This window comes from Geopsychrobacter electrodiphilus DSM 16401 (assembly GCF_000384395.1).
Lineage (GTDB): Bacteria > Desulfobacterota > Desulfuromonadia > Desulfuromonadales > Geopsychrobacteraceae > Geopsychrobacter > Geopsychrobacter electrodiphilus.
The window spans coordinates 3,697,521-3,721,790 of sequence record NZ_ARWE01000001.1 but is presented as its reverse complement, the minus strand read 5'-3'; the positions used below and the strand labels follow the sequence as shown (position 1 = coordinate 3,721,790).

The 24,270-nt window shown below is 56.1% G+C and carries 15 protein-coding genes; 8 read left to right on the top strand and 7 right to left on the bottom strand.

The window, feature by feature from the left end:
• The first annotated feature begins 1 nt into the window (after window position 1).
• Window positions 2-1,399: an AdeC/AdeK/OprM family multidrug efflux complex outer membrane factor gene (adeC, locus tag D888_RS0117460; protein WP_020677867.1), complete on the top strand. Its 1,398-nt coding sequence runs from the start codon at window positions 2-4 to the stop codon at window positions 1,397-1,399.
• A 212-nt stretch (window positions 1,400-1,611) separates the two neighbouring features.
• Here the strand turns inward: adeC and D888_RS0117455 are convergent, their stop codons facing one another.
• Window positions 1,612-1,878, bottom strand: a complete 267-nt coding sequence (locus tag D888_RS0117455) for a DksA/TraR family C4-type zinc finger protein (protein WP_020677866.1) — start codon at window positions 1,876-1,878, stop codon at window positions 1,612-1,614.
• Between the two features lie 620 nt (window positions 1,879-2,498).
• Between D888_RS0117455 and D888_RS0117445 the strand changes: the two genes are divergently transcribed.
• Entirely contained in the window at window positions 2,499-4,133 is a 1,635-nt protein-coding gene (locus tag D888_RS0117445) for a PKD domain-containing protein (RefSeq protein ID WP_020677865.1), read from the top strand.
• A 250-nt stretch (window positions 4,134-4,383) separates the two neighbouring features.
• On the opposite strand, the gene D888_RS22185 is transcribed toward D888_RS0117445, so the two are convergent.
• The 3 genes from D888_RS22185 to D888_RS0117430 form a co-directional block, all read right to left on the bottom strand.
• On the bottom strand, window positions 4,384-4,701 hold the full coding sequence (locus D888_RS22185) for an alpha/beta fold hydrolase (protein WP_211215676.1): 318 nt from the start codon (window positions 4,699-4,701) through the stop codon (window positions 4,384-4,386).
• A 198-nt stretch (window positions 4,702-4,899) separates the two neighbouring features.
• The gene (locus D888_RS0117435) at window positions 4,900-6,030 is read right to left on the bottom strand and encodes a helix-turn-helix transcriptional regulator (RefSeq protein WP_020677863.1); all 1,131 of its coding nucleotides are present in this window, start codon (window positions 6,028-6,030) and stop codon (window positions 4,900-4,902) included.
• Between the two features lie 608 nt (window positions 6,031-6,638).
• The gene (locus D888_RS0117430; RefSeq protein ID WP_020677862.1) at window positions 6,639-8,906 is read right to left on the bottom strand and encodes a GspE/PulE family protein; all 2,268 of its coding nucleotides are present in this window, start codon (window positions 8,904-8,906) and stop codon (window positions 6,639-6,641) included.
• A gap of 338 nt (window positions 8,907-9,244) precedes the next feature.
• On the opposite strand from D888_RS0117430, the gene D888_RS0117420 reads away from it, so the two are divergent.
• The gene (locus D888_RS0117420) at window positions 9,245-10,909 is read left to right on the top strand and encodes a phytoene desaturase family protein (RefSeq protein WP_020677860.1); all 1,665 of its coding nucleotides are present in this window, start codon (window positions 9,245-9,247) and stop codon (window positions 10,907-10,909) included.
• 88 nt (window positions 10,910-10,997) lie between these two features.
• Here the strand turns inward: D888_RS0117420 and D888_RS23390 are convergent, their stop codons facing one another.
• On the bottom strand, window positions 10,998-12,974 hold the full coding sequence (locus tag D888_RS23390) for a sensor histidine kinase (protein WP_020677859.1): 1,977 nt from the start codon (window positions 12,972-12,974) through the stop codon (window positions 10,998-11,000).
• Window positions 12,975-13,437: 463 nt separating this feature from the next.
• Here D888_RS23390 and D888_RS0117405 point away from each other — a divergent pair, with 463 nt between their 5' ends.
• The 3 genes from D888_RS0117405 to D888_RS0117395 all read left to right on the top strand — a co-directional run bounded on the left by D888_RS0117405 (window position 13,438) and on the right by D888_RS0117395 (window position 15,032).
• Window positions 13,438-13,638, top strand: a complete 201-nt coding sequence (locus D888_RS0117405; RefSeq protein WP_020677858.1) for a hypothetical protein — start codon at window positions 13,438-13,440, stop codon at window positions 13,636-13,638.
• Between the two features lie 295 nt (window positions 13,639-13,933).
• Window positions 13,934-14,245, top strand: coding sequence for a cytochrome c peroxidase (locus tag D888_RS0117400; RefSeq protein ID WP_020677857.1), 312 nt, complete (start codon window positions 13,934-13,936; stop codon window positions 14,243-14,245).
• Between the two features lie 205 nt (window positions 14,246-14,450).
• Window positions 14,451-15,032: a DJ-1/PfpI family protein gene (locus D888_RS0117395; protein WP_020677856.1), complete on the top strand. Its 582-nt coding sequence runs from the start codon at window positions 14,451-14,453 to the stop codon at window positions 15,030-15,032.
• 198 nt (window positions 15,033-15,230) lie between these two features.
• Here the strand turns inward: D888_RS0117395 and D888_RS0117385 are convergent, their stop codons facing one another.
• Together D888_RS0117385 and D888_RS0117380 are read right to left on the bottom strand one after the other, a co-directional pair.
• Window positions 15,231-17,183 (bottom strand): monovalent cation:proton antiporter family protein, encoded by a 1,953-nt coding sequence (locus D888_RS0117385; RefSeq protein WP_020677854.1) that lies wholly within the window; start codon window positions 17,181-17,183, stop codon window positions 15,231-15,233.
• Between the two features lie 197 nt (window positions 17,184-17,380).
• Complete coding sequence (locus tag D888_RS0117380; RefSeq protein ID WP_020677853.1) at window positions 17,381-18,424, bottom strand: aldo/keto reductase; 1,044 nt, start codon at window positions 18,422-18,424, stop codon at window positions 17,381-17,383.
• 212 nt (window positions 18,425-18,636) lie between these two features.
• Between D888_RS0117380 and D888_RS0117375 the strand changes: the two genes are divergently transcribed.
• Both D888_RS0117375 and D888_RS0117370 read left to right on the top strand, forming a co-directional pair.
• Window positions 18,637-20,433: a cation:proton antiporter gene (locus tag D888_RS0117375; protein WP_020677852.1), complete on the top strand. Its 1,797-nt coding sequence runs from the start codon at window positions 18,637-18,639 to the stop codon at window positions 20,431-20,433.
• A gap of 387 nt (window positions 20,434-20,820) precedes the next feature.
• Window positions 20,821-24,093: an AfsR/SARP family transcriptional regulator gene (locus D888_RS0117370; RefSeq protein ID WP_020677851.1), complete on the top strand. Its 3,273-nt coding sequence runs from the start codon at window positions 20,821-20,823 to the stop codon at window positions 24,091-24,093.
• Window positions 24,094-24,270: the final 177 nt, after the last annotated feature.

Here is a 24,270-nt window from a genome sequence, read left to right as displayed (position 1 = left end):
TATGCAACCGAAGAGATTCTTTTTGTTCGGTCTGGTCCTGCTCCTGGCTGGCTGCAGCACCTTGACGCCAGATTATCACCGGCCGGCCGCCCCGGTGGCGGCCGCCTGGCCCGGGGATGCTCCGGCGACGGCAGGATCCAGGCCCTTGGCTGCCATTCCCTGGCAGGAGTATTTTCTCGCTCCTCAGCTGCGCCAGGTGATCGACCTGGCGCTCAAGAACAACCGTGATCTGCGCCTGGCGCTGCTTAACATCGAACGGGCCCGGGCCGCCTACCGTATCCAGCGCGCCGACCTCTTCCCGCAACTCGACGGGACCGGCAGCAGCACCGCTCGCCACCTGCCGGCGGACCTCTCCGGGACCGGCCGGCAGAGCACTACGCGTCAGTACAACGTCGGCCTCGGCTTGAGCGCCTATGAGCTCGATCTCTTCGGTCGGGTGCGCAGCCTAAAGGACCAGGCCCTGCAGCAATACCTGGCCACCGCCGAAGCGCAGCGCAGCGTGCAGATCAGTCTAATCGCCGAGGTCGCCGGCAGCTATCTGAACCTGGCCGCTGACCAGGAGCGCCTGCAGCTGGCGCAGAAGACCATGGCTAACCAGCAGGCGGCCTACGGGCTGGTCGAGCGTCGTTACGACGCCGGTGTCGCCTCGGCTCTCGACCTGCAGCAGGCAAAAACAAGCGTCGAAGCGGCTCGAGTCGACATCGCCCGCTATACCACGCTGGTGGCCCAGGATAAAAATGCGCTGACCCTGGCGGCCGGCACGACGGTCCCGGCGGAGCTGCTGCCGACCTCTCTGGACCAGAATCTGACCGCACTCACCGAGGTCGCACCCGGCCTCCCCTCGACGGTGCTGCTGGCGCGTCCCGATATCCTTCAGGCTGAACACCAGTTGCAGGCCGCCAACGCCAACATCGGTGCAGCCCGGGCCGCATTCTTTCCCCGCATCACCCTGACCGGTGCCCTGGGTATCGGCAGTAGCGAGCTCTCAGGGCTCTTTTCCGGCGGTTCGCTGACCTGGAATTTCGTTCCCCAGGTGACCGTGCCGATCTTTGACGCCGGCAGCAGCCGGGCCGGCCTCGAGGTTGCCAAGGTCGACCAAAAAATCGCCGTGGCCCGCTACGAGAAGGCGATCCAAATCGCCTTTGGGGAGGTGGCCGATGCCCTTGCCCGACGCGGGACCATCGATGAACAGATGGCGGCGCAGCAGGCCCTGACTGCTGCCGACGCCGAGAGCTATCGCCTGTCCCAAGCCCGTTATGACAAGGGGGTCGACAGCTACCTCAACGTGCTTGACGCCCAGCGCTCCCTGTTTGGCGCCCGGCAGCAGCTGATCGGCACGAAGCTGGTGAAGTTTGATAACCTGGTGACCTTGTATAAGGCCCTGGGTGGCGGCAGCTGACCCCAAAAGACTGCCTCGGGAATAACTATGGCCCCGCCAGACATCGGCGGGGCAAGTATTGTTTTCGGCACAAAGTAAGCACAGTTCCCTGGTTTTTCTCGTTATGTGTCGCTGGTGATGGGGAAGCTCTAGGCGAGGGGGGGAGGGTGAGCGGAACTAATGAATTTTTTTCGAAGGGGAACAGCTGTCTTTACAATCTCAGCGGCGCGGCGCTATTTCAACTGGCTGTCCTTGCTTCCACGGCGGTTATAACCGGCGACAGGGCCCTGCTTTGTTTCCAGCTCAGACTGGCATTCAATGCACAGGCTGACGCCGGGTACGGCTTTGCGGCGAGCCAGGGGGATCTCTCCTTCACACTCCAGACAGTGGGAGTGGCTCTCCCCTTTCGGCATGTTGTTCCTCGCCCGGTCCACCGCATCCGCCACACTGGCGTCGATCTGCTCCTGCACTGCTCCGTCACGTGCCCATCCTACAGCCATAATCTTTTCCTTTTTATTAGTTCAATGGTGAAATCTACTCCTCAGACCATCCTCTGCAGGTTAACAGGCAAAGCCGAAATGGTTCAAGCCGAATCGCAGGCCCGGACTTCATCTGGCGGTGTAGTGGTTTAGTAAATCTGGATATCGATAAGGGGAGGTGCCTCGGGAACCTTTGGCATAACATTATTCAGGTTTGCACCCTGGCAAGCCCTTAGACCTTAATTTCATCAAAATTCCTTTCAGGCCTCTTTCCTTGAGCCGCTTGATAAACCTCAGAAAGCCACCGGAGGATGACAAGGTATCTTCCCCTCATCGACCGCCTGTTTGCACCTTAAATTCACCCAATTGGGCGATGATTTCCACCCTTTCTTCCGATATTATGCCCGAATTCGCTGTAGAAAGTCATGAAGGTAGGTCGGTTCGTTCGCAGGGCTTATCGGGTAGAGGCCGTGGTTAAATGGTCGCGCCTTCCGAAAAAAATAAAGGTAGGCGGTAAGAACTCATCCTTAATTACAAGAAATCTCGTTATTGGCATTTGAACGCAGAGGCAGAGCCATCGTCTCTTTTCCGTGTTTTCTTGCCATTCATCACTCGATTTTCGTATCTTCAGGAGGAAAACCATGCGAGCACTGCTTATCGTCAGTTTGTTACTCTCTGTGCTTTTATTAGCCGGATGCGGCAGCAACAGTGACAACTCCGCCCCGCCGGCCAACAATGTCCCGACAGCCATCGCCGGTGCTGACCAGGTTGTCACCACCGGCAGTCTGGTGACGCTTGATGGCAGCACCAGCAACGATGTCGGCAACGCCCAGCTAACCTATGACTGGAGCTTTAGCTCCGTCCCCACGGGGAGCGCGCTGACCGCGCTGACTGCTCCAACCACCTCGACTCCCAGTTTCACCCCGGACGTAGCGGGGGATTTTGTCATTCAACTGATAGTTAATAATGGCACCACCGACAGTGTGCCGGACAGTCTGACAGTCACCACCAACGCGACTTGGCATACGCCGCAGAGCCTCGACTCTCTCTCTGGAAGCTTTGGGGCCGACCTGGCAATGAATGCTTCAGGTGACGCCATTTCCGTCTGGCGCTATAGCGACGGGGCGGGATCTGGAGCCATTTATGCCAGCCATTATAACCTGACATCGGATACCTGGAGTAATAGGGAAACGGTCTATGATATGGGCCTCGATCCCGATTTGCCTCAGGTGGCCATGAACGCCGCCGGTGATGCGGTGGCGGTCTGGGTGGAGATCGGGTCGTCCGGGTCCTTCGTCTGGACCAACATTTACACTGCCGGGTCGGGGTGGGGGACAGCGCAGCAGATCAGCTCTCCCACCATGAGCGGGGGTTATTACTGCTTCCATCCGCAGGTCTCCATCAACGCCAGCGGGCAGATCGTCGCCGTATGGCAGCAGACCGATACCTCCGTCTACAACCTCTGGGCCAACACCTACACCCCCGGTTCGGGTTGGGGAACCGCCCTGAAGGTCGAAAGCGATGAGGGCGACGCCGTCTGGGGGCAGGTCGGCGTGGACGACGCCGGTCAGGCGACCGTCGTCTGGAACCAATATGCCGCCGCCAGTCTCAGCAACCGGATCAGGAGCACGACTTACGACTTCACCGGCGACAGCTGGGGGGCGGTGACGACCATCGACCCGACTGACCCGAGTACGAATTCCATAATTCCGCAGCTGGTTATGGACCCGGCAGGCGATATCATGGTCGCATGGCTGGTGCGGGACGAGGCCCCCGGCGACAATCCCCATATCAGCATCTGGACCATCCGCTACGATGAGGCGGCCGGAAGCTGGGGGCCTGGAGCAAAGATCTCCGGCGCGGATTCGTCGAATTCCCTTCAACTCGCCACCGACGCGGCGGGGAATGTCCTGGCGGTCTGGGATCAGTTCGACACTGTCCAGGGGGAGGACAATGTCGCGGCCAATCGTTACGATAGTGCAACCGGCCTCTGGGAGGGCGTGACCCTGGTCGAAACCGACGCCGGAAACACCCAGGCTCCCTACGTCGCCATGGATGGGGATGGCAATGCCGCCGCGGTGTGGCTACAGTACAACGGTACCAACTTAGACCTGCGTGCCAGCGTGAAGAACTCCACCGACAGCACCTGGCAGCCACCCCAGAACCTGGCCAACGGGGTCAGCGAGTATGCCTCTCCCCAGGTGGCAGTAGCCAGCGCCTCGCGCGCGGTGGCCACCTGGTACACCGGCGGCATTAACACCAGCACGAGGAAATAACCGACGGGAGTTTTCTCGGCATCCGGGTTGTCAGCCAACCCTTACAACAAAAAGGGCAGGCGGTCTTTGTGTCCGATCGCCTGCCCTTTTTGTTTCATCACACTTCAGCCTCGCGCTAAAGCCCACACCTCATACTTTTTCGTCCATAGTGACGTCAGAATTACTGAAAGTGCAGAGGTTTCCCAGGAGGGACGGGCATGAGTGCGTTTAAAATCACTTCGGTTATTTGCAGCCTTGATTAGGATAACGGTCAGCTAAGCCGGTCGAGAATCCTCTCCAGGGCCTGATTGAAGGCTGTTGGGTTTTCCATCTGCAGGAAATGGCCGGCGCCCGGCATGAGAGTTTCGGTGACGAATCCGGCACAGCGATCGCGAGCCGATTCCGGGATCAGGGCTCCATTGATCGCGTAGATCGGGATATTCAACTCCTCAAAGGCAGCGTTGGGACTCCAGGCCAGCAGATCCCGCCACAAAGGCAGCGCCCAGGACGGGGCCGCCAGTAAGTGCGGCGGCAGGTCCAGCCATGTAGAAACAAAATCAGCAACTCTCCTTCCCCGCCACAATCGCAAACCATGTCCAGACCGTCGTGAGCAGAGACAGTGCGGACCGTGACTGCATTCAAAGTCTTCGTCATACCAGTGTCCTTAATAGTTTGAGCCCAGGGGCCGCGATACCGCTGTGGAGTGCACGAAAAAGCAGTTAAAAACGGCCCGTGGCAGGGATTGGCGTAGTTGAGAACGCCCTGAACGGACTTGTTCAATATCCAGCTAAAGTTTTCGCGCCGGGCTGGTCAGGAGAATTTTCATTAGTTCAGCCCGGTTTTTGGCCTGGGTTTTACTGAAAATCGATTTAATATGCGAGCGCACGGTATGCAGGCTAATGCCGCAGCGTCTTGCGACCTCGTCCGAACCCGGAGCTTCGACCATGGCGACAGCCACCCGCGCTTCGGCAGCAGAGAGGTTATAGAGCTCGCGCAACAGCTCCGGATCGAGCCTGATCTGAGCATCCGGTGCATAGCAATAGATGACGACAAATGAATTTGACCTGCCAACCAGGGGACGAAGTCCCGCGTGCAACGGTTTAACTAGCAACTGCACATCTGCCCGGTCTGCCCGTGGCAAACGCATGCTTCCGCCGCGGGGCTGAAAATCGACGGCCCGCGCTGCATCAAGGCATTGCCTGAGCAACTGCTGTAAGCGGTGGTTCTTTAATACATCGTTGAGGAAAAGCCTGCCATCTTTCATCTGCAACAGAGCTTTCTCTCTGAGGTAGAGTTTTCCTCCTTGGCTACAGTATGCAAGGCGCAAATTTTCATCCAATAGGATAAACGGCAGGGCCTCGTTCTCCGTCGCTATGGCTGTAGCCTGCGCCATGGCATAAGACTGAGCCAGTTGTTCCGCTACGAGCAAAGCATGCTGCATGTGAGGGACCAGCGAATTGACAAAGCCAGTATCGGCCTCGGTGTAATGTCCCTGGTCCCGAGTACGTTGGATCAACAGCTGAACGGTTTGTCGGGAATCACGATAGACGGTGCCACAGAGCCCATGGTGAATATCGAGTTTGCGGGCCCAGTCGTTGAAAAATTCGGTTTGATAGAATTCTCTTTGCCGGCAGGAAAAATGGAGATAAGTGGAATAAAGTCTGCCCGGTGCCATACGCAACAACTCCGGCCGCCAAGGGCATTTATTGACGAAGTAATCTGTATATTGACCATGGGCGTGATCATCAATGTTGATCTTGAGGCTGGATAAGACGTGGTTGGCCCCGGTGTTCATGATTAGAAGCCGGGCCGACCTGGAATCTGTCGCTTTTACCAGGTCACGAAGGAGTGTCTCCCAACTATTCGGGTCGCTGGCGGTCCGATAGACACTCTCGATAAGATCCGACTGACTGGTCATGGTCAATTCCAATTCGTAAACGAGGTGTCAAATCTCCGCTCGACACGTATCTGCTGCGAGCTGTCGTTTCATTATATTAATCCGTTGCTGAAGTTCTGAGCATGTTGCCCGCTTTTAATTGATTAGCTCTATTGCGCTGCTTGCGGAGCTATAGCCTCCATACCAAAGCGGGTGCTGATCGACAGTCCGTCCTTATTTGATTGTAACGCTGGGTGTATAGGCCGTTGAGGTGACGCATTAAGCATTACAATTGCCCAAGGGTGTCTGGATAAGAAGATGGTAATGGTTTGATAAAAGACCGTAGGCGCAGATTTTTACCTGCCACTGTTCGGCGCTTTCCTGGAGCAGCTTGATGAACATCAGAAAGTCATCAGACGCAGAAAAGATCTCTTCCCCACGCCGGCCGCCCGCGATTCACACGGGGGAGTGTAGCAAACCGACGATAAATGTGTCAAAAGGAGACTTGACCCCTTTTGTCCTGGAACGGCCCTTTTTAAGAGCTGACGATTGACCGTTGTTACGAATGACATAGTTGAAGTTTGCGACCGCGAAAGCCTGACCCCGCTGCTCATGTCGGAAGAGCTTTGCCCCCCCCCGGACCAGTCCCGCTAGATACACACCTTGTTGACCTGCTCCAGATCTGTCTCCCCGGAGAATATCTTCATGATTCCGTCCATGCGCAGTGTCCACATCCCCTCCTCGAGAGCGATCTGTCTGACCTCTTCAACACTGAGGCCATTGCGGATCGCGCGCTTGATCCCGGAGGAGCTGAGCAGCAGTTCATGCAGGGCGATGCGCCCACGGTAGCCGCTGCCGTTGCAGCGATCACACCCCTTGGCCGCCATAAAGCGCGTGTCAGCGTACGCCGGTAGCGATTCCGGCAGTCGGTCGGCTTCGCGTTCGAACATGACCAGCAGTTCGTCGTAGACCTCGCGCGTGGGCTGAAGCGGCTCCTTGCATGAAGCGCACAGTCGGCGCGCCAGGCGCTGAGCGGTGATACCGAGCAGCGCATCAGCGAAGTTAAATGGATCGAGACCCATTTCGACCAGGCGGACGACGGTCTCGGGAGCACTGTTGGTGTGGAGTGTACTGAAGACCAGATGGCCGGTGAGCGAGGCTTCGATGGCGATCTTGGCGGTTTCTACATCACGCATCTCGCCGATCATGATCACATCGGGATCAGCGCGCAGAAAAGAACGTAGCGCTTCGGCGAAGCTGAACCCGACCTTGCGGTTCACTTGAACCTGACGCAGCCCGGCCTGGGTGATCTCGACCGGATCCTCGACCGTCCAGATCTTGCGTTTCGGGGTGTTGATCTGACTGAGGGCCGAATGCAGGGTCGTGGTCTTACCGGACCCGGTAGGCCCGACGCACAGAATCATGCCGTAGGGCTTTTCGAGCAGAGCACGGAACCGCTCCAGATTGTAGGGCATGAAGCCCATCTCGGCGAGAGGCAGAGGCTTGGATGCGCTCAAAAGCCGCAGCACCACGTCCTCCAGCCCGCCGACCGTCGGCGTGACCTCAACCCGGTATTCGAGCTTACGCTGCTGGAAATGAAGAAGAATCTTGCCGCTCTGCGGACGCCGTCGTTCGGTGATGTCGAGACCCGAGATAATCTTCAATCGCGCCACAATCGCGCCTTTGTAGGTACTGGCGATGCGGTGGGCGATCTCACATTCGCCGTCGATGCGATAGCGGACCAGGATCGGATTTTTATTGCCGTCCGGTTCGAAGTGAATATCGGAGGCTCCCCGTTTATAAGCATCGACCAGCAGGCGATTCACCACGGCGATCACCGTCGAATCGGTCTCGCTGCTCAACGCCTCATCGTCCGCGCGCTCCTGTACCGTGATCGACTGTGCTTCCTCATCCATATCGTTGAGCAGGCTGCTGATGACATCCTGACTGCGGTAATAGGTTTCTATCGCGCGGACGATCTGTTTCTCGGTTGCCACCACCAGTTCGATAGCATACCCGGTACTGAAACCGAGAGCATCTCTGACTGTCGGGTCGGTAGGGGCGGAGGTGGCGACGACCAGAGTGCGATCATTCAACTCTAACGGAAAGATCTGCAACCGTCCGACAAGCCCCTCTGAGATTGCGTCAAGGGCCTCGGGAGAGGGGATGAGCGTGCTGAGATCGACGAACCTGAGGCGGAACTTGTCAGCCAATGCCTTGAGCAACTGCTTCTCGGTGATCAGTCCGCGACTGACCAGAAGTTCGCCGACCTTGAGTTTCTTCCCCTTCTCCTGGCTGGCAAAGGCCTTCTCCACTTGTTCGCGCGTCACCAGCCCCGACTCGACCAAAATGTCACCAACCCGGATATGGCTTGAGGTTGCGGGGACGGGCCCGGTACTTTTTAGAGTCTTTTCGATCGTATCCATGGGAACCTCGGCCGTCTCGGCGATCACCTCGCCGAGACGCCGCTTGCGTAGCCGTTCCTGGCTGTCGAGGACTTCGGACATCTGTTTTTGCGAGACGAGTTGATCGTCTATCAGGATCTGCCCGACGTGGCGCTCCTGATTACGAGACCGAACGCCGCTGAAGGTAAAGAATACTGTCCGGCAGGGCGCAGTCTTGTCCAACAACAGGCCGAAGAAACCGAGCCGGCAATGATCTGCGGAAAAGACCTCGGCATGAAAAGTCTTTCCGGCGGTGGTCTGAATCTGTTCGTTTCCATCCGGCGCGTCAAACCTGAGCCAGCTTGGCGCCTTGGCAAAAGCGACCACACAGACCTCTTCAAGGGAGAACAACTCCCGCCCTTGATCGCTCGCGGTCAGTATCTCGATATCGATATCGTTCGGTTTAAACGTGCGTGCGAGCTGACCGTTGACGCTCTGCCCGCTTTTGAGATAAATGACGACTTGTTCGTTCATAGCTCCGCCGCTCCCTACGTACAGACACCCTGCAAGAAGAGGGCATTCCATTCCTGCCGCAGAAAAATTACAAACAATTCATAAATAATACTGACGCTTGAAGATTAACAGAAATAAAAGGCTCCGCAATGGCCGGAGCCGGGAATGCGGGGTCTCCGCGGGAGTAGCTCTGCATGCAGCTTGACATGTTAGGGCCCATCGCCTTTATTGTTCCTACGACCAGAGGGCAGATTTATTTTCCAGCCTTTTTTGTTTTTTGTCGATTCGGGGATACATTTATTCACAGCGCTGAAAATGAATCTGGTCTGTTTGGGGAACAATCAATACAGAGGGGATAGATGACGAATCTCGATGCAGATACGATCGTTATTGGCTCGGGCTCAGGCGGGTTGACCTCAGCTCTTGCCCTGGCGCGTGCCGGGCAAAAGGTCCTGGTTTTAGAGCAGCACCATGCCCCGGGTGGCTGGTGCCAAAACTTCAGCAAGTGCGGCTTTACCTTCAGTCCTGGCGTTCATTATGTCGGCCGTTTGGGACCAGGTGACGAAACAAGGGCCATCTATGAAGGTCTCGGTGCGGCCAACGATCTGATCTTTTTTGAGCAAAACCCCCAGCACTATGAGCATTGCCACATTGCCGGGGTGAAATTCGACTACCACGCCCATCTTCCCACCATGACCGAGCGTCTTTTGCAAAGGTTCCCCCAGGAAGGCAAGGGTATCGGCAAGTACATGGAGTTGCTCCAGAACCTTGTGTACCAATTCCCCCTCCTCCTTGAGATCGACAGCATCAAAGATGTCATTTTGATGCCCTATCGAACCCGGCATATCGGTCGCTACGGACTCTACAGTTTGAAGCGGATCCTGGAGGGGCTGATTTCCGATTCTGTGGTGCGCGGAATTCTCTCGGTTCAGTGCGGTGATCAGGGTTTGCCGCCCTCCAGGACAATGATGATGCTGCATGCCGGGCTGGCCCGTCATTACGAGCATGGCGGGTATTATCCACGGGGCGGCGGGGGCGCCATTGCCCGGGCACTGGTCAAGGCTATTCGTACTGCAGGGAGTGAAGTTCTGACCGGGCTCGGCGTAGAGAAAATTCTCACCGAATCAACCGGCAGGGGACGTCGGGCTCTGGGTGTTCAGCTCGCCGATGGCAGAGAACTGCGGGCGAGACACATCATCTCGAATGCTGATCCACACAGGACTTTCCATGGTCTGGTGGGAGAAACGCACCTGAGCAGGAAACTCAAAAAACGTTTGAACAAAACCAGGTACTCACTCCCCTCTCTTGTTCTGTTTTTAGCGGTTGATATGGATATGGCGGCAGCAGGGTTGGATTCCGGGAATATCTGGTATTCATCGGAAGCTGATTTTGACCAGGTTTTCCAAAGGGCTCAGGATCCCGGGCTCTACGCTAAAGAGTCCTTCGAGGCCCTCTTCATCTCAGCTCCGACCCTGAAGGATCCGACAAGTTACAATGGCAGAGGGCATACCTTAGAGGTTGTCACCTTTGTCGGATATGACAGCTTCCGACAATTCGAAGGAACCGAGTCTGGATCCAGACCCAAAGAATACGAAATTCTTAAACAAAAAATAGTTGGAATGTTTTTCAAGACTCTCGAAAAAGTTATCCCGGGCATTACCGAACATGTTGTGTTTTGTGAACTGGGAACGCCTCTCACCAATGCTCACTACACAGCGGCGACCAACGGCTGCTCTTACGGCACGGAGAAAAGCTATTCACAAATTGGGCCTATGGCCTATCGGGTAAATACTGAAATCAAAGGCCTGAGACTCGTCGGCGCGAGCACGGTCGCCCATGGGGTGTCCGGGGCGGCTGTCTCCGGATTACATGGGGCGGCATCTATCCTGGAATGCAAATGGCCCGAACTCCTTAACCCTCAAGGGCAACAATTACAGACTTACCCGTCTGAAGATCAGGGCAGTTGGCCTGATTGGTTGAAGGGAAAAATACGGACCTCTTCTTCCCTGTCCGCAAAACCCTGACATACGAAAGGGGAACAGATTTATTTGCTAATAACCGGCCATAAATAAATCTGTCCTTTTTTGCTCATTGAAACCGCTGGATTGCGTCTCAGCCAAACGAAAAATAGAAGGTTGCTCCTGCTCCCACCCTGCTTTCGGCGTGAATCTCCCCACCATGGCGATGAATGATGCGCTGCACCGTGAGCAGCCCGATACCAGTGCCGGGGAACTCCTTGCTCGAGTGGAGGCGTCCGAACGGTTTGAAGAGCATATCTTTCTTGAGATGGTCGAAACCAGCGCCATTGTCTCGCACAAACCAGACAGTTTGCCCCTGTTCGCTAAACGCACCAAATTCGATTCGGGGTAAGGCTGTCTGGGCCGAGTACTTCAAGGCGTTTCCCAACAGGTTGGTCAGCATAATTTCGAGCAGGTGTGGATCACCGACCGCGAGCGGCGTCGGATGGATCTGGATGTCGAGGGGGCTTGTCGGGGAATTGAACTGCAACTCTGCGATGACCTTTGCGGCCATCTGGCTCAGGTCTATCTTTTCATCATTAAGGGGTCTCAGGCTGGCACAGGTCAGATTTTCAAGGGCAGAAACGATCTGAGCTATATTGTCGGCGGCGGACGCAATTTGCTCTACGGCCTCATCACTTTGAGACATCTCTTTCGCCAATAGCAATTCACAGTAGCCTGAAATAATCGCCAAGGGTGAGCGCAGGTCGTGAGAGACCATGGCGTTAAAGGCCTCAAGGTCACGGTTGACAGCTTCCAACTCCAGAGTCCTGTTCTCCACCCGCTGTTCCAGTTCGGAGGTCAGTTTTTTCAAGTCACGCTGGGAGTGACACAGGCTGTCCATCATGGTGTTGAAGGTTTGAGCCAGGCGGCCCGTGACGTCATCCCCCTTAAGAACGATCCTGTGACTCAGATCGCCGGCTCCGATACAATCCATACCGGTGCTGAGTGTTTTCAGAGAGGCGAACATTTCCCGCACGATTCCCAGCGAAAAGAGACTGATAAACCCGAAAATGGAAAACAAAAATAAAATCCCGGTGGTGCGGCTTGCGGTCGCTCGGGTGACCAGAGCTTTGGCTCCATCGCGGATGGTGATGGACGTGCTGTTATGAAAGTCGGCGATCAGGCTGTCATCCTGTCCTCCGATAAGCGCGAGGGCCCGGGTGGTCAGCCCGGCTTTTTTCAATGCAATAGCAGATTCTGCCTGCTGCGCGAACCGCTGAAAGGTGCGGTCTATCGCGGCTATTTGCTGGCCCGTCGCCGAGGGCTGATGATCACTCGGTTCAGCTTTCTCGGCAACGTGTAACCAGTCAGCCAAGGCTTCCTGGCTGATAATTTTGCTGTGCTCATAGCGTTCAAGGCTATCCGCGTTGTTATTTAACAAATAGTCGATCAAAGCAGAAAACTGACTGTTCACGCTGGCATTAACCTGATTGCCGTCGATCAAAATATTCATCACGTTGTGAATCTCATCCAGTTGCCTACTGCTGGCAGTGAGATCCCAGGGGATAATTCCAACCGCCAAAGTCAGCCCATGGTAGGTGTCCTCGACTTCAACCATTCCGTCATGCAGGGCCTGATTGATGGCCGGGAAGAGTTTATTGTTGAGGTGGGTCTCCCACGCCCCCTGGAATTTTTTCAGGGCCATCACCCATTTCTGCTGATCCGTCAGTGCAAAAATCTCCCGCATCTCTTTTTGCCAGCCAAGATACAACAGGTAGGTGGCCTCCGCCCGTTCAAGATCCTCTTGCTCTCCCTCGACCTTTAACGCCAACTGTTGTGCCGCCGATTCCCGCCACAGAAGGAAGGCCTTGTCCAAAGCTTTACCGGTCGTGAAAAAGTTTTTTTTATCTGCAGGATTGCGAGAAATCAGATAATCGAGACTCTCCCTCGCCTGGCGGGTCAGCGCGGAGTGAACACCGGAGATCCCCTGAAGATAGCCAGTCGCAGGCACAAAAAGCTGCACCTGTTTTTGCACCGCGTTAACGCCAATCATCAGCTGCCAGGCACCCGCGGCGAGCAGCAGATTGGCCAGCAAGGTCAGAATTATCAGTTTGGTCTGAAACTTCATCGCGACCCGGTTCCTTCAATTGTTGTTCAAACGGAAATTCTATTCAGGCAGAGTGCAGGCCAAATTACTATTAGACGGATCAATCACCAGAAGGTTTACACTAAAAAGCACAGGATCAATAAAATCGAACCGACGATATCAGGCAGTCGTCGGCTCGATCAAGGCGGAGCGAAAAGAAAACAGATATATTTTCCATGCACCCTTTTTATCTTATGAAAAATTGTACAAAATAATCAGGAAAATACCCTGTGAAGTGCAAAGAGGTTGGGCAGGGGGATCGTCAAGGTCAGGTTGGTGGCCAGGGGCGTGAACCGGGCAATTCGCAGGATTGAACCGCAGAAGGGTGTGGGGTGACTGTGATGTTTATCATCACAGGTTTCTGGACAGTGGCAAGCCGATAGCCTAAAATGCCCCGGCAGTTTGGACCCTGTCCCCTCAAAGCTATTCATTCTGGAGTCGAAAAATGACAAAATACATTTGCCCCGCCAAAGGTGGAGTTAATGGAGATCTCTTGAATCTTTGCCCCCGTGAAGAGATTACCAACCTGTGCTGTGCATCCTGCGGCGAGATTCTCTGTGGTGGCGAGCATACCTGTCTGAAAATTAAGGCCCAGCGGGAAGCCGGAGAAAATCCGGTGAGTTGCGGGACCCCTGTCGAAGGTTGAATACCAGACTGACTGATTCAGACCTGAAATCATTTGCCAGACAGATTTAATCTTTTCGCGCTACAAGGGGCTTAATGTTTTTCGGACGACGAAACCAGCAGTGAATATCCGAAATTAAACCTGACCCCTTGGCCTGCTCCCATTGAAGGAAATATGGGAAGTGTCCCTAGTTTTTTCAGCAAATGCGGAGGAAAGAAGACAGATACATGGGTTGTCTTCTCTCCGAGGTTTTTTTCGCTGGTATAATGTCACCATCGCAGCGCAAAAGCCGACCCATTGTCCCAAGGAGCCCACTATGAAACTGATCCTGACTATCATGCTGTTAATGTTTGTTGCCAGTCCGTGTCTCGCCGCCCAGGCCCCGACCGCCGATCTTGGCAAGCAGTTGTTCGAGTCGCCCACCCTGGGGAGCAACGGCAAGAGCTGTTCGAGTTGTCATTCGCAGGGAAAAGGGCTGGAGAAGATTGCTGGCTACGACGACGCCAAGCTCAAGGGGAGGATCAATTCCTGTATCCGCGGCGCCCTCAAAGGGAAGGTGCTCGCCCTGGAATCGACCGAGCTCGACTCAATGCTGATCTACCTGCGGAGCCTGCAGCCCGGTTCCTGACCCCTCATAGGTTTGCTGCTCGAAATACACAAAAAGGGGACAGATTTATTTGCCAATAAACGGCCATAAATCTGTCTCCTTTTATGCCCAGTGGCACATGACCTCGACATTGCCGTTAACCAGAACTCTGGTAGCATGAAAGGGCAATTAAAAGAGTATTGCAATCGAGTTAGGACCGGATCAACTCAAACCAAAGGAGTTACTGATGGCAGCCAAAAAAATACTGATGCTGGTCGGCGATTTTGTTGAAGACTACGAGGTCATGGTCCCATTTCAGGCGCTGCAGATGATCGGTCACACGGTTCATGCGGTTTGTCCGGGGAAGAAGGCGGGAGAGTCGGTACGGACTGCGGTGCATGATTTCGAGGGGGATCAGACCTACAGCGAAAAACCCGGTCATAATTTTGCCCTGAACGCGACCTTTGACGATATCAAGGCTGACGCTTATGACGCTCTTGTCATCCCTGGTGGGCGCGCACCGGAGTATATTCGACTCAATAAAACTGTTCTGTCGATCGTGCAACATTTTGCTGCGGCGAACAAACCGATCGCGGCCGTTTGTCATGGCGCTCAGGTCCTGGCGGCGGCCGGGGTTCTTAAGGGACGGTCCTGTTCCTGTTATCCGGCGGTTGGGCCGGATGTTACCCTCGCCGGCGGAAAATTCATGGAGATTGCGGTTGACCGCGCTCATGTTGATGGGAATCTGGTCACCGCTCCGGCATGGCCCGCCCATCCCGAATGGCTCTCCAAGTTTTTACAGGTTCTCGGGACGAAGATCGAACTCTGAGATTCAATCAGGCGATTGAATCTCCGGCAGGAAATAGAAATGGCCTACCCCCGAAAAGGGTCGGCCATTTTCAATCTGCCCCTTGTCCTGTCAGTAGTTGAGGGGGAGGTTGTTGCCTCGTCAACTAAGTTCCGGGTTAATCAACAAATCAACAACGTCCCCTAAGTTCACATTCTTCCCTGACCTCAAAAGACCAGGTTACGCCAGCGCACTAATCTCTATACATTGGCTGCTGTTTCCAAGAACCGCCACCAAATCACCTGCAGAAAAAACAAAGTCGGCCGGCGGATTCGGGCTGAAACTCCCCTCACGTAAAACGCCGACGATCGAGACCCCTGTGGTGCGCCGAATGTCAAGGGTTCGAATACTCTGCCCGACCATCAAGCTGTCTTGATCCAATCGCTCCCAGTTCAGCTCGAGATGATCACGAGCATTTTTCAACAGACTGATTTCTAGATGGCCTTTGCCCATCTCATGATCTGGATGATAGTGATCACGGCGCAAGGCATCAGTGTAACGCTGGATGGTGGGGATCGGGAGCTTGAGATGCAACAGCGCCTGACGGGCGATTTCAAGGCCGGCTTCCAGCTCGGGGAGGATGACCATGTAGACCCCGTCTTCATACAGCGCCCGCATCTGCTCAACCCCTTCAGCCCGCACCACCATATTCAGCGTGGGATATCGACTGTGGACCTGACGTACGATGGCTTCGGTGGCAATAATATTCGGCAAGGTAATCAGTACTTGTTGGGCCTCGCCCAGATTTGCGGCTTCAAGAACAATCTCCTGGCTTGCATCTCCATAAATTGCCGGAAATCCAAGTTTTGTGCATTCTTCGAGGCGATTATGATTCATCTCAATGATGATAAATGAGACTTCGACCTGGGTGAGAAGCTTCGCAATATGCTGACCGACCCGACCCCCACCGGCGATGACAATATGCCCATGTAATCCTTCGGGTGGCAGATTAGCCGTCTTGATGGAATCTGCTTTGAAATAGCGGGTTTTCAGGCGATAGAGCGGCACCGTTAAGCTGGAGATCAGAGGCGTCATCAACATACTGAGAATGGTTGCAGAGAGAATAAAGGAGTGTTCCTCGCCGCTCAAAAACCCGCCAGAAAATCCAACCTGCCCCAGCACAAAAGAGAATTCTCCGATCTGAAACATCCCCAACCCCACGGCAAGCGGGACCACATTCCCATAACCGAAACTTCTGGTTGTGAGTGCCAGAATCAATCCCTTACCGAGAGAGATCATCAACACCAGCTGTAAAACTCCGACCCAGTTGTGAAACAGAAATGCTGGATCGAGCAGCATCCCAACCGAAGTAAAAAAGAGCAGACTGAACAGGTCGCGCAACGGGATGATGTCGCTGAGAGCCTGGTGCCCGTAATCGGATTCGCTTAACACCATACCGGCAACAAAAGCGCCCAGGGCGAAGGAGAGGCCGATCTGATAAGTGGCATAGCCGACTCCCAGACCGATAGCGGTAATTGAAAGGACAAAAAGCTCGCGCGAATTCCAACGTGCAATCCGCCGCAGCAGCCAGGGCAGAATCCGCGACCCGACAAACAGCATCACCGCAAGAAAGACAGCCCCTTTAAGTAAAGCCATCCCCAATACCGGCAGGCCCGCCTTAGGATCCGATATCTGCGGCAATAGAATCATCAGCGGCACCACAGCCAGATCCTGCACAATCAGGATCCCGACCATCACCCTGCTCGATAAGGTACCCATCATCCCCTGGTTCATAAGGGTCTTCAGGATCACCATGGTACTCGACAGCGAAACCAGCCCACCTAGCCATAAAGACGCAACCGGGGCCCAGCCAAGAGAAAGTCCGATCAGGTATCCAAACCCGATTGTCAGCAGGATCTGGATTGGTGCCCCGATGAGCGCAATAAACCTGACCGGCCGTAACTCCTTGAGAGAGAATTCAAGCCCGAGCGCGAATAAAAGCAGGGCAACACCGATTTCGGCCAACTTTTCGATGTCATGGACATCAGAAACCGTGACACCACCGGTGAAGGGGCCAATCAAAACTCCGGCAAGGATATAGCCCAGAATCAAAGGCTGCCGCAGGGCGTGCGCCAGCAAACCTCCACCAAAGGCAGCGAGAACAATTATGACAATATCGGCGGCAATACCCATTGAAATCTCACCAGAATTTTAGTTAAGGATCATGACCGGTCTAGGGGTTGATTTCGCAAAACATCAAGGATCCAGCGACTCAAATCCCGACCTCTTTGATTGAACCTATGCTCACATTCTTCGAGTTGCAAGTTCAAGGTGCTTGATGCCATGCCACGGAAAGAAGGGAACAAGTCGTGTTTTTTGCGCAGCCCGGCTCAGTGTTTCGCGTCCTTCAGCTGCGTCATGCGTACCTCCCCCTGTCGCTCCAGCATCCAGGCAGGGTATTCCTGCGGCAGGCGGCTGACCTCGTCGAGGGTCGCCAGTTCGTCCGTGGACAGCGCGATCTCCACCGCGGCCAGGTTGTCCGTCAGCTGATCGGGACGTTTGGCGCCGATGATGACGCTGGTCACCCGGGGCTGATGTAGCAGCCAGGCCAGGGCGATGCGCGCCACCGAGCAGCCACGCGCCTCGGCCATGGGGCGCATGCAGTCGACCACCCCCCAGGCTCGCTCGAGGTCCACCGGCGGAAAGTCGAAGATCACCCGTCGGCTCCCTTCTTCACCGCTGAGGTCCCGCCCGTACTTGCCGCTGAGCAGACCGCCAGCCAGGGGACTCCAGACCATCAGCCCCAGCCCTTCGCTCTCGAGCAGCGGTACAATCTCCCGTTCCAGGTCGCGACCGGCGATGCTGTAGTAGGCTTGCAGGGAGGCAAACCGGGAGAAGCCGAGGCGGTCGGCGATCCCCAGCCCTTTCATGATCTGCCAGGCACTCCAGTTGGAGACCCCGACATAACGCACCAGCCCCTGTGACACCAGAGATTCCAGCGCGCGTACGGTCTCTTCCATCGGCGTCGCGGGGTCGAAGCCGTGAATCTGGTAGAGATCGACGTAGTCGAGCTGCAGCCGCTTGAGGCTGGCCTTGATGCCGTCGAGAATATGAGCGCGGGACGCACCGCGGGAATTGGGGCCGGCCCCCATCTGGCTGAAGACCTTGGTCGCGATCACTACCTCATCGCGTTTGACGCCGAGATTTTTCAGGGCCTGCCCGGTGATCTGTTCGGCGACGCCCCCCGCGTAGACATCAGCGGTGTCGATGAAGTTGATGCCCCCTTCCAGGGCCTGGGCGATCAGCCGTTCGGCCTCCTTCTGCTGCAGGTCACCGATCATCCCCCAGATCCCCTCGCCACCGCCAAAGGTCATGGTGCCGAAGCAGAGTTCCGAAATAAACAGTCCGGTGTTGCCAAGTCTGTTGTAGCGCATAAGACCTCCTTACTCTGAATGATTATTGTTTATCAGGGTATAGTTTATCACCAATGGCAACAGGACTACATTGAGGTGACTCAATTGAAGGAAATTGGGAAGAATCCCAAAGTTACCCCCGAAATGCCAGATTCGAAGTCAACGTACATAAAAGCAGAAATATGCTTATAATTATCATCGCAAAGCCAAGCTGACGATACGGAGTCGTTTATATGGTCGGACATATCCTGCCCGCGATCGCGATCCTGCTGGCGGTCTGCGCCCTATGCCAGTGGCTTGCCTGGCGGGTCAAGCTGCCGGCGATCATCTTTCTGTTGCTGGTCGGCATCCTCTCAGGACCGATACTCGATATCTTCAAACCGCAGGAGCTGTTCGGTGACCTGTTCTTCCCGTTCATTTCGCTCTCGGTTGCGATTATCCTCTTTGAAGGCAGTCTGACACTTAAGTTCAGCGAGATTCGAGGCCTGCAGCAAGTCGTGCGCAACATGGTCTCCATCGGCATGCTGGTCACCTGGATGATCACGGCCCTGGTGACGCGTTTTGCCCTTGACCTCTCCTGGCAGGTCGCGTTCCTGTTTGGTGCGATCACTGTGGTGACTGGTCCGACCGTAATCGTGCCGATGCTGCGCACCGTCAGACCGACGGCGGCGGTGTCGAACATTCTGCGCTGGGAAGGTATTGTCATCGACCCGATCGGCGCCTCGCTCGCCGTTCTGGTTTACGAGTTCATTATTTCCGGCGGCGGCCGGGGCGCCCTCGGCCACACCATGCTGACCTTCGCCGAGATCGTTGCCGTGGGGGCGATCATCGGTTCCGGCGGAGGCTACCTGTTCGGCCTGTTGCTGCGCCGCCACTGGCTGCCGGAGTTCCTGCACAACCTCTCGACCCTGGCGCTGGTTATCGGCAGCTTCGCTTTGTCCAACGCTCTGCAGGATGAGGCCGGCCTGGTCACCGTCACGGTGATGGGCATCTGGCTGGCCAACATGAAGGGGGTCGACACCGAGGATATACTCGATTTCAAGGAGAACCTCAGCATCCTGCTGATCTCCGTGCTCTTCATCATGCTCGCGGCGCGACTGGAAATGACCTCGTTTGTGGAACTCGGTTGGTCGGCGCTTTGGGTGTTCCTGGCGATCCAGTTCCTCGCCCGCCCCCTCAACGTGCTTATCTCCACCTACGGTTCCGCGCTGAAGTGGCCGGAACGGCACCTGCTGGCCTGGATCGCGCCGCGCGGTATTATCGCCGCCGCCATTTCCGCGCTCTTTGCCATGCAGCTCGTCAATCACGGTTTAGAAAGCGCCAAAGCCCTGGTGCCGCTGACCTTCATGGTGATCATCGGTACGGTCCTGCTGCAGAGCACCACTGCACGGCTGGTGGCGCTCTGGTTAGGAGTCGCCGAACCTGAACCTAAGGGCTTTTTGATCATCGGTGCCAACGAGGTGGCGCGGGCCATTGCCAAAGCCTTGCTCACGGCGGGGTTGCGGGTCCAGCTCGTCGATGACAGTTGGGAAAAAATAGCGAAAGCCAAAATGGGCGGGCTGCCGACTTACCTGGGCAACCCGGTGTCTGAGCATGCCGATCGCCATCTCGACCTGATCGGCATCGGCCGCATGCTGGCGCTGTCTCCGCACGACAGCGTCAACCTGGCAGCCGCACTCCATTACCGCATGGAGCTTGGAAAGAACAACGTCTACACCCTGCAGTCCAAGCCGAGCAACGGTGGCACCAATTCACAGCAGGTTTCTGCATTGCGGCGCGGGAAAAGCCTGTTCGGTACCAAGGTAACCTACGAGTCGCTGCAGTCGGCCCTGGCTGCGGGCGCCGCGATCAAAATAACCAACCTGACCGAATCCTTCGGAATGGCCGAGCTGCAAACGACCCACGGCGAGGGTCTCATCCCGCTGTTCGCTATCGACGAGCGCGAGCGGATCCACGTCTTCAGCGTCGGTGAGACTGTGGCTCCGGTAGAGGGCTGGTCGGTCCTCAGCCTTGTCTCTCAGGCAGGTTGACTGGAAGCTGCGACACTGCTGCGTAATTTCAAAACCTGGCCCCACATAAGTAAACCGAGATAAATCGGGGATGGTGAAGTCGAGGGGGCTACCATCAAATTGTAGAGGTGCAATAAATTCGGATACGAATTAAGTGAGGTCTCCCCGGAACTTGCGATCACCGCTTCCCTGCCGGGTTTTGGGTTTGACGGTTGGCGATGGATGGGATATATGAAGCAGACTGCTGGGTTTCAGAGCGAATCCGGCGGCAGCAGGGCAGGAGGGGGGGCGGCGCGCTGTAGGCACGCATCCCGCAAAAGCAAATTCCTACCAACAACTGATGGAATAGGTGGATTTCTCAACTAATGTCCCCTTTGTATGCCGGCCCCTCTGCATACAGGATCGATTATGCGTCAAACGGCGGAATTCAGATCGCAAATCAAGGCTGACAAGTTTTATCCCCCCCAGGTCGATACCCCGCAGTTTCTTTACCGGGAACGGGTGGTCGACCATCTATTGCACCAGAGTGCCCGGCGGCTGCCGGTCATCCTCGTCGAGGCCCAGGCCGGCCAGGGCAAGACCACCGTCATCAAGCAATTTCTCAATCGCACCGAGATCGCTTCGGTCTGGTACCAGGTCGGCCCCGAAGATGCCGATCCGGTCCTTTTTCTCCAGGCCATTCTGGCCTGTGTCAACAGGCTGCTGCCGGACTGCCCCTCAGCCGCAACCGTCCGGGCCCTGACGGAAAATGATTTTACCATCTTCGATCTGGAAAATCGGATCAGCCTGTTGCTGAATGATCTCAACTCCTGCCTGGACGAGGACCTGTACATCGTTTTTGACGATCTGCATGAGTTGATCTCCTGGGAATCCAGCCTGTTTGTTCTGAATCGTCTGCTCGAAACGGCACCCCCCAAGCTCCATTTCATCCTCTCCTCGCGCGAACCCCTGCCGCTGAACAACTTGCGGTCGATCGCCCGCAAGCGGGGCATGCTGCGTCTCGGCAACCGGCATCTGGTGCTGGACGAGAGCGAAACCACCGACCTGTTCCACCAGGTCCTCGGTCTTGATCTTTCGCAGGATGCCATCCGTGAGATCGCCCGGACCACGGACGGGTGGTTTATGGGGGTCCTGTTGCTCGGGTTGCAGATCAAGCAGCAGAAAGGTACGGCTGCTCTTCCCGCTCTGGTCGATCACGAGGAAGCCGATGGTCAGGTGATCCTGCGCTACTTTCGCAGGGAGATTTTCAGCTTTCTGGAACCGCGACTGCACCGATCGCTTCTTGTCCTCTCCCTGCTCGATGAGATTCCGGTTGATCTTGCGATCGAACTTACCGCTGAATCGCAGATCGGCGCAGACCTTGACGATCTCGCGCGGCGCAACCTTTTTGTCCGCCGGCTCGACCCGGAGGGGAGAATATTCGTTCTGCACCAGCTTTTTCGGCAATCTCTGTACGAGAAGGCGCTGACGGAACTCGGTCCGGAGGCCGTCCATGAAATGTCTCGCCGGGCCGGAGAGTTTTGTGCCCGCCAGAAAGACCCAGCGCAGGCATTGCGTTATTTGCAGAGGGCCGAGGCCTATGACGCCGTCGAATTCGTTCTGGCCGAACACGGAATGTCGTTTCTGGAGATCAATCGGACAGCTACCCTCGCCGCGTTTCTGGAGAAGATTCCTGAGGAGTGTCTGCAGAGGCAGCCCTGGTCCTCTTTTTTTCTGGCCCTGGCCAATTTGGACCTGGCGCCCGTGCGGGCTCTGCCGCTCCTCGATCAGGCATTGGCCGTCTTTTCCGGAAGAGAAGATCTGGTGGGCGAACTGCTCTGCCTGGCCCATATCATCTCTATCCACATCACAACCACCGGGGACTACCGGGATGGGGCGGATAGGCTCATCCGCGCGGAACGGCTTTTTTCCCAGGCCACCGAAATTCTGCCCCCCTCCATGACCGTTCTCATCGCCCGCAGTCTGGCCATGGGGTACGGCATTTTCTTGGGGGATATGTCAGAGGCCGGCAAGTTTGCCTCTACGGCTCTGAACCTGGCCCGAAAGGAGGGGATGGTCAATTTCGAGGCGGCTCTTCTCATGGTCATGGGGTACATCCAGATATTGGCAGGACATTATGCCGCTGCCAGGCCGTATCTGGAGGAGGCCGAAACCTATGTACATCGGCCCGAGGTCGGAACCTTCAACGGCCTCGTCATTCGGTTGATGCTTTTTGATTTCCTCTTCCACGAGGGCGATTTCGGCAACTACTTCGACCAGAAAAATCAGCTTGTGGAGGCGGTTGGTTCTACCTTGTTTTCTCAGTCTGTCGCTGGTCCTTTCTGTCACGTACTGGAGATGAATATCGCCATTCATCGGGGGGATGCCGAGGACGTCCTGGCCCTCGCCGACCAGGCCCTGACCAAGCATCCGTTACTCAGCCCCCATTTTCGCAGTCAGATCCTGCAGTTCAAAGCCCTGGCTTTGGCCTTGGGGCATCAGCCCGAAAAGGCCCTGGCGGCGGCTGAGGAGTCGGCGCGCTTGCGGAAGATCTCCGGCGGGCCGTATTTCCTCTGTGTAAACAACCTGGTGGTGGGTTTGACCCACGTTCACTGCAACCGCCGAAAAGACGCGATTGAGCTGTTCGGTGAAGGGATTGGCCTTGCCCGGCAAATGCCGAGCGGGTCTCTCGAAGCCTGCGGTCTCCTGCACCGGGCTGCGGCTTACCTTGAGACCGGAGCGCATGAGCAGGCCGGGCGCGATCTCGAACTCGGCCTGGGGTTGATGCGTCGCAATGGCTACCGGAATTTCTGGGCCTGGGTTCCAGAAACCATGCAGCGCACTCTAGCGTATGCCGTGACGCACGGGATCGAACCCGATTACGCCCGGGCCCTCGCCGCCGACCGCCTCGGCCTGGACCTGCAGGACGACGGCCGCGCCATTCCCCGCCTCGACATTCGAACCCTGGGAGATCTCAGCATACTGTGTCGCGGCACCCTTCTGATCCAAGCCCAGGATCTGACGCCGCAGCAGCGCGAGCTATTGAGCCTGTTGTTGGCGGCGCCCGCATTTAAATTACCCCAGGAAACCATTCAGTACCACTTCTGGCCGGACAGTCCCCCTGACACCGTCAAGGTCAAACTCGATACGCTGGTTTCGCGCTTGCGCAAGACTTTTGCCGACGCCCTGAAGGAGGATACGGCGCATCTCTACATCCGAAGGGAAAAAGGGATGCTCTGGCTGGCCCACTGCCGGATCGACGCTGTCGGTTTCCTGGATGCTGTCAGTCTCGGCCTGCGCCATTTCAGGTTGCAGGAGCACTGGCAGGCCGGCAACGCCTTTACGCTGGCCGATTCGCTGTGGCGGGGCGAGTTCGCGCCCGGCGTCTGCGGCGAGAATCAGATCCGTGCCTTCCGGGATAAACTCACCGGGGCGATGGTGGAACTGACCATCGCCTGGAGCGGCCTGTTGGCCGACTCTGGTCGTTTGCCCCAGGCGATCCGGGTTGCGGAAAAAGCATTGTCTTACGCCCCCCTTAACGACCTTCTTTATGCACTTCTCTACAGGCTTCAGGGACAACGGTCCGCTGTTCTTGCCAAAAAAGTCCTCAGGCAGTTAACCGACGAACTCCATAACGAGGGTTACTCCACCGACGAGATCGCCGAACTGATTACAGCGATCAAAGTCGAGCCAACTCCCTGAAAACAAGCTCACTTTTCGTCTTTCCGCTCTCCCGGATGCCCATCGTTCGAATGGCAACGTTCCCGTTGAGACGATGTGGGTTTCTATTTTTTCACTATATTTACCCTCGGGTTCTCTCGTCCCTGTAAGGAAATTGACAGGATCGTACGGTAGAGTGCGCCAACTTGGCTGGTGCAA

Coding starts and splice junctions, on each gene's coding strand:
- adeC (WP_020677867.1), top strand. CDS start 2: ATGCAACCGAAGAGATTCTTTTTGTTCGGTCTGGTCCTGCTCCTGGCT.
- D888_RS0117455 (WP_020677866.1), bottom strand. CDS start 1,878: ATGGCTGTAGGATGGGCACGTGACGGAGCAGTGCAGGAGCAGATCGAC.
- D888_RS0117445 (WP_020677865.1), top strand. CDS start 2,499: ATGCGAGCACTGCTTATCGTCAGTTTGTTACTCTCTGTGCTTTTATTA.
- D888_RS0117435 (WP_020677863.1), bottom strand. CDS start 6,030: ATGACCAGTCAGTCGGATCTTATCGAGAGTGTCTATCGGACCGCCAGC.
- D888_RS0117430 (WP_020677862.1), bottom strand. CDS start 8,906: ATGAACGAACAAGTCGTCATTTATCTCAAAAGCGGGCAGAGCGTCAAC.
- D888_RS0117420 (WP_020677860.1), top strand. CDS start 9,245: ATGACGAATCTCGATGCAGATACGATCGTTATTGGCTCGGGCTCAGGC.
- D888_RS23390 (WP_020677859.1), bottom strand. CDS start 12,974: ATGAAGTTTCAGACCAAACTGATAATTCTGACCTTGCTGGCCAATCTG.
- D888_RS0117405 (WP_020677858.1), top strand. CDS start 13,438: ATGACAAAATACATTTGCCCCGCCAAAGGTGGAGTTAATGGAGATCTC.
- D888_RS0117400 (WP_020677857.1), top strand. CDS start 13,934: ATGAAACTGATCCTGACTATCATGCTGTTAATGTTTGTTGCCAGTCCG.
- D888_RS0117395 (WP_020677856.1), top strand. CDS start 14,451: ATGGCAGCCAAAAAAATACTGATGCTGGTCGGCGATTTTGTTGAAGAC.
- D888_RS0117385 (WP_020677854.1), bottom strand. CDS start 17,183: ATGGGTATTGCCGCCGATATTGTCATAATTGTTCTCGCTGCCTTTGGT.
- D888_RS0117380 (WP_020677853.1), bottom strand. CDS start 18,424: ATGCGCTACAACAGACTTGGCAACACCGGACTGTTTATTTCGGAACTC.
- D888_RS0117375 (WP_020677852.1), top strand. CDS start 18,637: ATGGTCGGACATATCCTGCCCGCGATCGCGATCCTGCTGGCGGTCTGC.
- D888_RS0117370 (WP_020677851.1), top strand. CDS start 20,821: ATGCGTCAAACGGCGGAATTCAGATCGCAAATCAAGGCTGACAAGTTT.